The organism is Verrucomicrobiota bacterium, assembly GCA_016871535.1.
GTDB lineage: Bacteria > Verrucomicrobiota > Verrucomicrobiia > Limisphaerales > SIBE01 > VHCZ01.
Map to the genome: position 1 here is coordinate 1 of VHCZ01000201.1, position 11,318 is coordinate 11,318.

Here is an 11,318-nt window from a genome sequence, read left to right on the forward strand (position 1 = left end):
TACCCTCCGCGACAGGCTTCGCACAGCGCTCGCAGGCTCGCCCATCCGCGCCGACCGAATCGAGTTCACTTTGTTCGCCTCGACAGACGAACGGCGTTACGGACTGGCCGTTCTCGTTCCATTGCTCTCCACCCCGTGTTTCCACGACGCAGTTATGGTTCAATACCGCACGATTCTTCACCGCACAGAAGCGGACTTTCACCGCTTCGACCAATCGCCATCTCAGGCGCACGAGCGCGGGCAGCTTGCCCGCGTGCTTTCCAACGCGCCTGGCTTGACCTTTGTGCGGACACGCTGTCCGCGTTCCTTCCCGAATTCGTCGTGGCTTCCTTCGCTCATCCGCGTGCGTCGGCGGATGGGATTCTCGATCTCTAGCTGCCCCGTATTTTGCCCATGAAAGTCGAAATTCACAGCGGGCCAAATCCCGCGAACACCGCCGCCGCCGATGCTCTCGCAAAGAGGCTTTCCGAGCCGACCCCACGCACCCTCGTCGCAGCCGGCGGCAATACGCCGCTGAAGCTTTATGAACTGATCGCGCAACGGTCGCCGGCCCTGGGCCACCTCCACGTCTTCGCGCTGGATGAGTACGTGGGCGTGCCACCGGAAGATTTGAGGACGTGTGCGAATTTGCTCCGCCGGACCGTGGTGGAGGCCTGGCGGATTCCCTCGACGCAGTTTTACACGGTCAAATCGCTTGAGGCCGACGCGAAGACGAGCATCGAAGCTCACGAACGCCGGATCGCCGCGCTCGGAGGCCTCGATGTGATCGTGCTGGGGTTGGGACAAAACGGACATCTTGGTTTCAACGAACCGGGAAGCGCGCCCGACTCTCCGGGGCGGATCGTGGAATTGGAACCGGGTTCCACGGCAGCCAATCGCGCCTGGTTCAATGGAGATTACTCGCCTTCGCGTGGCGCCACGATCGGCCTGAAAACGATCCTGTCGGCCAAAAGCGTATTCATCCTCGCCTATGGCTCGAACAAAGCTGGCGCCGTGGCGAAGATGATCGATGGGCCGAGATGTACGGCTTGTCCCGCGTCTTGGCTGCAGAATCATCCGAACGTTGCCGTCTATCTGGACGAAGCGGCCGCCGCCCAACTCGCGCGGAGATAATCTCCACCTGTCTTGATTCACGGCCGCTCTGAATTGGTGGGGTCTCATGGGAAGCGTGTTCGGTAGAGGATTCCCCCTCTCTCCGCGCTCGTTCCTCGCGGAGAGAGGAAAATGGGACGAGCGTTCTTTTTGCCGACCGCCAGCCTCGCTAAACAAGGTGAAGACTGCCTTCGTCCCAATCGTCCAATGCCCTGAAACACCCTAAACGAATCAGGCGAAAGCCTGATGAACTTGGCCCGTGAACTACTGAACAGAACCCGAAACAACTTATGCCAAAACAAACCCTCACCCGCCGACACTTTATTCAAACCACCGCCGCCTTCACGTTGACCGCGCCCTTGCTCCTCCCGGCGCGCGTGTGGGCTGCTGAGAAAAGCCCCAACGACCGCCTCAGGCTGGGGTTCATCGGTCTGGGCAAACAGAACCGCGGCTTGTTGAGTGATTTCATCCGGCGCAAGGAAACGCAGGTCCTGGCCGTTTGCGAGGTCGATACCACCCGCCGCGAGCAAGCGAAAAAGACGGTTGAGGAGTTCTACGCCAGGCAAGGAAACCAGAGCGCTTACAAAGGTTGCGCGGCTTACGTCGATTTCCGGGAATTGCTGGCGCGGCGCGACATTGACGCCGTGGTGATCGCGACGCCAGACCATTGGCACGCCCTGATTACGATTGCGGCCGCCAAAGCGGGCAAGGACATTTATTGCGAGAAACCCCTTTGCCAATCGATCCACGAGGCGCGAGCGATGGTGAAAGCCGTCCGAAAGCACAAGCGCATTTTCCAGACCGGCAGCATGCAGCGGTCGTCGAAAGAATTCCGGACCGCGTGCGAGTTGGTGCGGAATGGACGGATCGGGAAAATCACGGCCGTCCAGGTCGGCGTCGGCGGGCCGCCCCAATGGTGTGACTTGCCCGCGGAAACCGAGGAACCCGGGTTGGACTGGAATCTGTGGCTCGGCCCCGCGCCCATGCGGGCGTACAATTCCGTGCTCAGTCCGCGCGGCGTGCATGACCATTTTCCAGCGTGGCGCAATTACCGGGAATACGGCGGCGGGGGCGTGACGGACTGGGGCGCGCATCACTTCGACATCGCGCAATGGGGCCTGGGCATGGACGAGAGCGGTCCCGTGGAAATCATCCTGGCGGACGATCCGAAAGCCAGCCACGGCGTGCGACTGAAATACGCCGGCGGCATCGAAGTTCTGCACGACACGGGCAACGGCGTCCGGTTTATCGGAACCGGAGGGAGAATTCTGGTCAATCGCGGCAGGTTCGAGCTGACCGTCGGTGACACCAAAAAGGCGGACTCCACCAAACAACTCGACGAAGTGATTAAAGAATATCTGATCGACGCCAAGGTCCGGCTCTACAAAAGCGACGATCACAAGGGCGATTTCCTCGCTTCAATCCGGAGCCGCAAGCCGCCGATTTGCGACGTTGAAATCGGCGCGAGGACCGTCACCGTTTGCCATCTCGTGAATTTGGCTTACTTCCATCGGCAGCGGATGAAATGGGATCCGGCCAAGGAGAAGTTCGTCGGCGGCGCTGGAGACAAGAAATGGCTCGAGGTGTCCTACCGCGATCCGTGGAAACTGGCGTAAGCCGTATCCCCTCGGTTAAGGTAGTCAAGGTGGAGCGAGGCTCCTGACGAGCCAATGCCATTGAAGAAAAGCTCCGCAGGAGCGTCGCTCCACCACGTTAACTGAGAGGTTGCGCAGCGCCTGTTTTGGCTTGTTGCGCGCGCCGTGGGGTCCGGTTAATACTGCGGCATGAAATCCACTGCAATGACTCCAGGCTTTTACATCAACCGCCGCCAATTCCTACAGACCACCGCGGCCGCCACCGCGATGGCCGCGTTGCCGTCGTTTGGCGCGGACGCGTTGGATATCGTTCACGGAAAGCCCAGGCGCGTCGGATTGATTGGCGCGGGTTGGTACGGGAAAAGCGACTTGTGGCGGCTCGTCCAGGTCGCGCCCGTGGAGATCATTTCGATCTGCGATCCCGACAAAAACATGCTCGCCGAAGCCGTTGAGATCGCCAGCCAGCGGCAGAAATCGAAGAAGAAGCCGCGCACCTACACCGATTACCGCGAGATGCTCAAGGAAAAGGACCTCGATCTCGTGCTCGTGGGCTCACCCGACCATTGGCACGCGCTGCACTGCATCGCAGCCATCGAGGCCGGCGCGGATGTCTATTGCCAGAAGCCAATCAGCCGCGACGTGCGCGAAGGCGAGGCGATGCTGGATGCCGCGCGCAAACACAAGCGTGTCGTCCAGATCGGCACTCAGCGCAAGAGCACGCCGCATTTGATCGATGCCAAAAAGCAAGTCGTCGAAGCCGGCTTGCTCGGAAAGGTCGGTCACGTCGATATGTGCTGTTATTTCCATATGCGCGCCAACGGCAATCCGCCGGTGCAGCCGGTGCCGGATCATCTGGATTACGAAATGTGGACCGGCCCGGCGCCGCTCCGTCCTTACGACGGGCTGCCGCATCTTCGCTGGTGGCGCACTTTCACGGAATACGGCAACGGCATCGTGGGCGACATGTGCGTGCACATGTTCGACACCGCGCGCTGGATGCTCGGCCTGGGCTGGCCCAAACGCATCACTTCCGCCGGGGGCATCTACGTGCAGAAAGAAGGCAAATCGAACATCAGCGACACCCAGACCGCCACGTTCGAGTACGACCATTTCAACTGCGTCTGGCAGCACCGCACCTGGGGCACGCCGCCCGACCCGGATTATCCTTGGGCGCTGTTCATTTACGGCGAGAAAGGAACACTCAAAGCCAGCACCATGCGCGCGGATTTCATCCCGGTCGATACAAACGCCAAACCGATTCATTTCGACTGCTTTTACGAGCGCGAGAAATATCCCGAAGACGTCACGGAGAAAGCCATCGAGTTGAACGCCGCGCCCGCGACGCGCCGCCATATGCTGGATTTCCTTGCCGCCGTGGAAAAACGCAGCCGCCCCGTCGCCGACATCGAAGAAGGCCACATTTCCACCGCGAGTTGCATTCTGGCCAACATGGCGATGGATCTAGGCCGCCCGGTGGTTTACGACCCGAAAAAACGCGTCGTGGCGAACGACCGCGAGGCCACGCGGCGTCTGCGCCGCGAGTGCCGCAAGCCGTGGAAGCATCCGGGCGCGTCATCATGAACCATCCGCTGGCAGGATAACCTGCAGATTTGCCGGAATGGACGACAAAGCTCGTAGCGCAGAGTTGCACTCTGCCGTATCGCAGAATTGTATTCTGCGGGCGTCTCCCAGTCCGAGCACGCTGGGACTGGCCGGCGCCCTGCCGATTGGGAATCGGCGATACAGCAGTTGAAAATCTGCGCTACGGTTCTCCGGTCGATCTGTCGTCAATCCCACGGTCTGCACAGTAAGAAGCGATTGGCATCGCCAACGTGCCCTGGAACAACTGCACGGTGCAAGAGCTTGAGGTGGCCTGCAACGACGCCACTCTCCGCGTCCCGGGATTGCGTGCCGGGAAACGAGCCTGGTTCTGGCTGTTTGGGAGAGGGGGACGTTCAGGGGTTCAATGCGCGAAGTTTTGCTTGGGAGAATCTCTTTCCCCAAGGGAGAGAGCTACCGCCCGTCCCTCGGCTCGTTAACGAGCCGTCTCGTTGAAATAGACCTTCAGATTTTTCGTCGCGCGCCCGGCCGCAATGATGTCCAGCCGCCCGTCTCCGTTCAGGTCGGCCAGGGTGAGGTCCTCGCAGGCCATGGTGTTGTCATCGACCAGCGTGGATTTCCATTCTTTGCCGTCGTTGTCGAGAGGAGTGAAGAGCTTGATGCCGACTTTGGCGTCGCGATTGTTCATGGCGCGCCAGCCGACCACGATCTGGTCGCGTCCAAGTCCCAGCAAATCCCCGCAAGCCAGCGCGTGGCCATCCACCAGCGTGGCGTCGAGCACGCGGCGAGGCCACAGCGAGCTGGCTGACCCGCCTTGCGGACGCCGGTACAGCACGAGTTGGGTTCCGTGCATCGGCTCCACGGTGGCGAAAAAGTCGTTCGGCTTCGTGAGCCGGCCCGCGCGGACTTCGCCTGCGCCCCCCCCTTCGTTGGAACCCAGTTGCGTCAGCTTGAGCGCGTTGTCGTCGGTGGACCAATTCGAGAGGAACACGCCTTCTTTGCCGCCGATCAACAGTTCCATCGCCTCGTCTTCGTCCCATTGGATCGGATCAAAGTTGTGGGTTTTGTGGAGTGACTCGTCGATGGTCATAGTTTCCCAGGTGTCGCGCGGATTTTCCGGGCGAATGTAGCGAAGGATTTTCACGCCCGCGCCTTCCCCTTTGCTCGCGTCGTTGCCCCGCCCGTGCAGGGGCACCACCACGAGCGTCACGCGGCCCATCCAATCCCGGACCCAGCGCATGCGATGCACCGTGGGTTCGTGCTGGAGCTTGACCGGTTCCCATTTCTGCGTCCGGTCAGCCGGCGGAATCAGATAAAAAACCGCGCCGCTGTTTTTCGTGTCGGAAGGGCCCCAGTCCGCGCCCACGGCGACCTCGGCCTTGCCGTCGCCATCCACGTCCGCCGCCGCGATGCAGACATGATCGCGCGGGGTCAGTTTCTCCGCAATCACGTGCTTGGTCCACGCCGGGTTTCGATACCAGACGATCAGAGTTTTATCCGCGAGGAGAATGTCCGGTTTCTTGTCGCCATCGACGTCCGCGATGGCCAGGCCGTAGCCGATTTCGACTTTGGTATCCACGTCCACAGCGCGAAACCGGGGCGTGGGCAATTCCCCCGCCGAAGCGGAGAAAAGTGACGCGAGCAAACTCAACGAAAGGAGAAGCGATCCGTTTGAGGTCATAAGCTGGAAAAGTTGTCTTGCTTGGCCGGAAAGCTAACGGCGAACCGGCGCCGACTCAATCTCTGAATTCGCTCCGAGCGTGTTTCGAAAGAAATTGAAACTTTTTGGCGTGTTCGTGCGTTATACCACTCGAAATCGGTTCGGGATCGAATCGTGAAAATCGAGAGGACGTGACTATGAACGGTGTGAGTTTGAAGCTGAACCTGGCGGCCACGGATGAACAAGATTTGCTCCAGCAACCCGTTGTCATCCGGCAGGACCCTGCGGCGCGGCCTGAAGCGCGGCCTGAATTGTGGGCCGAGCGCCGGTTGACCAAAGAGGCGGCGGATGGCGATTGCCCGCATTGCGGTTCCATTGTCTACAGCCGCCGCCATAAACTGTGCGGGCTTTGCGGACGCGACCTGCCCGAAGAATTCCTGTTCAGCTCCGCCGAGTCCCAGCGCTTGGAGAGCCTGCTCCGCATCGAACAAGCACGGCACCGGGCGTGGATGAGGAAAGGCGCGGCCAGCGCATTCTCTGTCTGAGGGAACAAAACCCGTCCTTGAGTCCTTGAGCACCTGCAAAAGGTGTGTCCTCTGTCCCGCGTCGCGCTTAACGCGCATCGCCTCTCCAACGAGATTGCCGTTTTCGATTCGCTGCGCCCGGAAGTCATAGACACTTGAGCGATTGCTCTTGAAAAGGAGGTAACGTCCGTCGTGCGACCACCAAGGCAACAGGTTGATTTGATCCTGCGGACCGACCGGAATCTCTTGTCCGGCGTAACTATTGAGCCGTCTCGTAAATCGACGACGTCAATGTCCCTGTAGTTCTCGTCAGGAATAAACACGATCTTTCGACCGCCTGGCGAAATTGCCGAACCGTCTCCTCCAACGATGTCCAGCAGTCCCTCCGGGAGCTCGAGTTTCTTGATGGTAAGACGGAATCTTGCTATGGGGGTTCTCTGTTTTCTCCGTTTGCTCCTGTTACAAAACTGATTTTTGTCAACTGTTGCGAGTCAGCGTCCCGCGCCACCCGTGATATTCGGCGGCAGCGCTTCAGCTTGCTGCAATTGCTCGGCGACGGACCGGGAACGCCCGGCAATCAGACGGCGCAGTTTTGCCACCGCTCCGGGCGCGCCGGAAAAATGCGGCTCGATCAGCGCTGCCAATTCGTTCAAGCGCCAGGTCATGGCCGCCACGTTGAACACATTCGCGTGGACCCAGGCCAGACGCCGGCGATACCGCTCGCGGCCTTCCGGCGCGCGCAGGACGGCTGCCGCGACCAACCCGCGCATCCGCGGATAAATCGGTCCTTCCGGCTCCCAAAACATCTGGTCCAGGCCGTGCGGGATGAAAGTCATCTTGCCGGTCTCCGGATCGTGGTAGATCCGGTAGTTGTTCCGCGCCATCGCATAGCCGTCCCAGTTCCACGTGATGGTTTGCATCGCGAGCGACGTGATGAAGCGATCCATGTCGAGCAACTGTTCCAGCCGTTGCCACTGGCGGGCGGCATCCGGCTCGCGCACGGCGGCGAGCAGCGCGAGGCGGTCGGCCTGGTCTTGCGCGCCTTTGCCGTGGATGCGTTCGAGCGGACGGTCCACATCGCGGCGGAAACCGCCGTCATACAGATTGCCATCGGTGCGGCGGAAATGCTGGGCGAGGAACTCCCGGGTCAGGCCTTCTTTCAGAACGTACAGGCCGAGATTGCGGCTGTTCAGCTTGAGCGTGGCGTAGGCGCCGCGGGCGGCCGAGATGCCCGCCTGGCGGAACAATTCGCTGCAGAGCACATCCGTCATCCAGGTCGGATCTTCCGCGGAGTTGTTCAAATGAAGCTTCCGCAAGCCGCGGCATTTTTGTTTCGGGACGAATCGGTTGAAGCTCAGCGTCAACGACGGGCGGGCATCGATGCTCTGCAAGCTGCCTTGCGACCCTTTGATGTGAACGCCCACGTCGCGAAATACCTCCTGCCCGAGGCGCACCGTCGCTTTGACATCCGTGCGCGGGTCGCTGCGCAGCGAACGAATGCCCGCGGCTTCGATCTCGATCTCAAACGCCGGAACATTCGTGAGCGCGAACAAATCCGCGCCCGGCGGGACGGCGCCGAGGCATCGGTGCAGAGCACTCTCCCAAACAAGCAGAAGCAACAGAATCGTAAGCCGGCGGCGACTCATAAACCTGGACCGGCATAAACTTACCTGGACCGGAGCGGTCACGCGAAAAGAATCTAGATGTGGTTATTCCTTCTCCCTTCGTTTGACTTGAACCATCCGCCGCCTAAAGTGGCTGGCGATGGCACTGCTGGATATCCGCTTCGTTCGCGGCGGCGTTCATTTGCCGGAACTGGGCTTGTGGCTGGATCCCCATGAACCCCAGTTGGGCGCGGACAAAGTCTTCATCAGCCACGCGCACTCGGATCACGTGGGCGTGCATCGCGAAGTGATCTTGACTGCGGCCACATCCAGGCTGATGCGCGCGCGCCTGAGCGGCGAATGGCAGGAACACTTGCTCGGGTTCGGCGAACAGGCGCGGTTCGAGAAAGCCAGCACCCCGTTCGCGCTGACGCTTCTCTCCGCCGGCCACATCTTCGGCAGCGCCATGGCGTGGATCGAAGCCCAAGGCGGCACGCTGCTCTACACCGGGGATTTCAAGCTGCGTCCCGGTTTGTCCGCCGAACCGTGTCAGCCCCGGACGGCGGACGTGCTCATCATGGAAACGACGTATGGCCGGCCTCAATACCGATTTCCTCCCGCAACGGATGTCTTGAAGGGCGTCGTTCGTTTTTGCCGCGAAGCGCTCGACAATGATGAAACGCCCGTCCTGCTGGGCTATTCTCTGGGCAAGAGCCAGGAAATTCTCCGCGGTCTGGCCGAGGCGGGACTTCCGATCATGCTGCACGGCCAGGTCCACAAGCTGACCGAGATTTACAAGGAGTTCGGACAAACATTCCCGGCTTACGAAAAGTTCGAAAGCACTGCGGCTCGGAAGAAAGTCCTGGTCTGCCCTCCGAGCGCGGCCAACTCGACGATGCTGCAAAAGCTCCGCCCCGTTCGCACGGCGATCCTTACCGGCTGGGCCGTGGATGCCAACTGCCGTTTTCGCTATCGCGCGGACGCCGCTTTCGCGTTGAGCGATCACGCGGACTTTCCTGACTTGATCGAAATGGTAAAGCGTGTGAACCCGAAGAAAGTTTACACGCTGCACGGTTTCGCCGCCGATTTCGCCCAGACGTTGCGCGAGATGGGCTGCGACGCGGAGGCGCTCAGTCAAGAGGAACAACTGACGCTGCCGTTGCCTCCTCGGTCCCGCTCCACGGACTCCGAATCGGCAACCGCAAATCGATCCATCATTCCCGGACCGTGGTCCGCGGAGTCCAAACCGGAGGTTGAACTGCCCTTGGCCGATCGCCTGGCGGAGGCTCCGGCGGTTCCCTCGGATCGCTTCCACGCCTTTGCGTCGGTTTGCGCGAGCATTGCCGCGACGACCAAGAAGTCGGAGAAAACGCGGCTGCTGGCGGAATACGAAAAGCGTTTGGAAACCGAATGGCTTGTCCCGGTGAACACGTGGCTGACCGGCCATCCGTTCGCGCCGAGCCAGAACAAAGTTCTGCAACTCGGCTGGGCGATCATTCGCGACGCCCTCTGCGCGGTCAATCAGATGGACCAGGCGGAATTCGGCCAGGTTTATCTCAAACACAGCGACCTCGGCGAAACGGCCTTTGAAATCCTGCGCGAGATCGCGCCCGCCGTTTCGACCTTTGCCGTCCGCGACGTGGAAACGCTCTTTCAACAGCTTTACGCCGCCCGAGGCCCGCTCGGCAAATTGCCGATCCTGATCGCGGCGCTCCGGCGAGTGACGGCGCTCGAAGGGAAATTCCTGACCAAGATTCTCACCGGCGACTTGCGCATCGGGCTGAAGGAAGGGTTGGTCGAGGAGGCCATCGCGCAGGCGTTCTCGGTTGCTGTGGAGGAGGTCAAGAACGCGAATCTGCTCCTGGGAGACATTGGCGAAACGGCGCGACTCGCCCAACGCGGGCAATTGGCTTCGGCCACGCTGACGCCGTTTCGCCCGGTGAAGTACATGCTGGCCTCGCCGGAAGAGACCGCCGAAGCGATCTGGGACCGCGTAAAAAGTAGGGCAGGCATCCTGCCTGCCCCGGCGGACGCGCTAAGCACAACGAAATCCCCGGACAGGCAGGATGCCTGTCCTACGTTGGTCTGGGTCGAAGACAAGTACGACGGGATCCGTTGCCAGGTTCACAAGGTCGGGGACCGCGTCGCGCTCTACTCGCGCGATCTGAAAGAGATCACGGCTTCGTTTCCGGAGCTGGCGGATCTGGCCCGCACCGTGCCGGACGATTTTGTGCTGGACGGAGAAATCGTCGCGATGCGCGAAGGCCGGGCGATGGCGTTTGCCGATCTTCAGCGCCGATTGGGAAGGCGCGAGGGCGATTTATTTTTGGGAGCGGAAATTCCGGTGCAGTTCGTCGCCTTCGATCTCCTCTGGTTCGCGGGCGAAAGCCGCTTGAATGCGCCGCTGCGGAAACGCCGCGAACAACTGGAGAAATTGTCCCGCTTGCCCCTTCCCATGAACCGGGTAGGGACGCGTTCCACCGCGTCCCTGGAATCTGCTTCGGCCGATGGCTCAAAAAAGTCAGGGACGGAGTGGAATCCGTCCCTACCTGGATCATGGAGGCTCTCCCAGATCACGGCCGTGCGATCGTCAAACGAAATCGAAGCGGCTTTCGACTCGGCCCGGGAGCGTGGCAACGAAGGCCTGGTGATCAAAGATCCCGACAGCGTTTATTCTCCGGGCCGGCGCGGGTTGGCCTGGTTGAAATTGAAGAAGGCTTACGGAACACTCGACTGCGTCGTGATCGGCGCCGAATACGGCCACGGCAAGCGCCGCGCGGTGTTGAGCGATTACACCTTTGCCGTGCGCGACGACAAGACAGGCCAGCTCCGGACGATCGGCAAGGCGTACAGCGGATTGACCGACGCGGAAATCGCGCAGCTCACGGAACATTTCCTGAGCAAAGCGATCAGCCAGCGCGGCCGTTATTTCGAGGTCGAACCGGACACCGTTCTGGAAATTGCGTTCGACGCGCTTCAGCCCAGCGCGCGCCACAGCAGCGGACTGGCCATGCGCTTCCCGCGCATCCTGAGAATCCGCCGCGACAAATCCCCGGCGGAAATCGACACCGTGTCGTCGGCGCGGAGATTTCTGAAATGATTATCGAAGCTGACGGCGAGCCCCTTCCCATGAACCGGTAGGGACGGATTCCACTCCACTCGTGTCCAGTTAACAACTGTTCGAAATGCATGAAACCCCCGGTTCTGAAGGTCATTCGTCATGTTCAATCTGTTGTCGATATGGAGTTCAGAGTCGCGTTTTTAGCAAATCTACTTTTTACGA

The 11,318-nt window shown here is 60.6% G+C and carries 7 protein-coding genes; 5 read left to right on the forward strand and 2 right to left on the reverse strand.

Annotated features, from left to right (window positions below; translation table 11 throughout):
- Window positions 1–393: 393 nt before the first annotated feature.
- The 3 genes from FJ398_20660 (at window position 394) to FJ398_20670 (ending at window position 4,268) form a co-directional block, all read left to right on the forward strand.
- Window positions 394–1,113, forward strand: coding sequence for a glucosamine-6-phosphate deaminase (locus FJ398_20660; GenBank protein MBM3840326.1), 720 nt, complete (start codon window positions 394–396; stop codon window positions 1,111–1,113).
- 269 nt (window positions 1,114–1,382) lie between these two features.
- On the forward strand, window positions 1,383–2,708 hold the full coding sequence (locus FJ398_20665; protein MBM3840327.1) for a Gfo/Idh/MocA family oxidoreductase: 1,326 nt from the start codon (window positions 1,383–1,385) through the stop codon (window positions 2,706–2,708).
- 183 nt (window positions 2,709–2,891) lie between these two features.
- Complete coding sequence (locus tag FJ398_20670) at window positions 2,892–4,268, forward strand: Gfo/Idh/MocA family oxidoreductase (GenBank protein MBM3840328.1); 1,377 nt, start codon at window positions 2,892–2,894, stop codon at window positions 4,266–4,268.
- Window positions 4,269–4,722: 454 nt separating this feature from the next.
- Here FJ398_20670 and FJ398_20675 read toward each other — a convergent pair whose 3' ends face one another.
- Window positions 4,723–5,928 carry a VCBS repeat-containing protein gene (locus FJ398_20675; protein ID MBM3840329.1) on the reverse strand — a complete coding sequence of 402 codons (1,206 nt, stop codon included), beginning with the start codon at window positions 5,926–5,928 and terminating at the stop codon, window positions 4,723–4,725.
- A 176-nt stretch (window positions 5,929–6,104) separates the two neighbouring features.
- On the opposite strand from FJ398_20675, the gene FJ398_20680 reads away from it, so the two are divergent.
- Complete coding sequence (locus FJ398_20680) at window positions 6,105–6,452, forward strand: hypothetical protein (GenBank protein MBM3840330.1); 348 nt, start codon at window positions 6,105–6,107, stop codon at window positions 6,450–6,452.
- 470 nt (window positions 6,453–6,922) lie between these two features.
- Here the strand turns inward: FJ398_20680 and FJ398_20685 are convergent, their stop codons facing one another.
- A complete protein-coding gene (locus FJ398_20685; GenBank protein ID MBM3840331.1) occupies window positions 6,923–8,077 on the reverse strand; it encodes a hypothetical protein in 1,155 nt (384 codons plus the stop codon).
- A gap of 118 nt (window positions 8,078–8,195) precedes the next feature.
- Here FJ398_20685 and FJ398_20690 point away from each other — a divergent pair, with 118 nt between their 5' ends.
- Entirely contained in the window at window positions 8,196–11,135 is a 2,940-nt protein-coding gene (locus FJ398_20690) for an ATP-dependent DNA ligase (protein MBM3840332.1), read from the forward strand.
- Window positions 11,136–11,318: the final 183 nt, after the last annotated feature.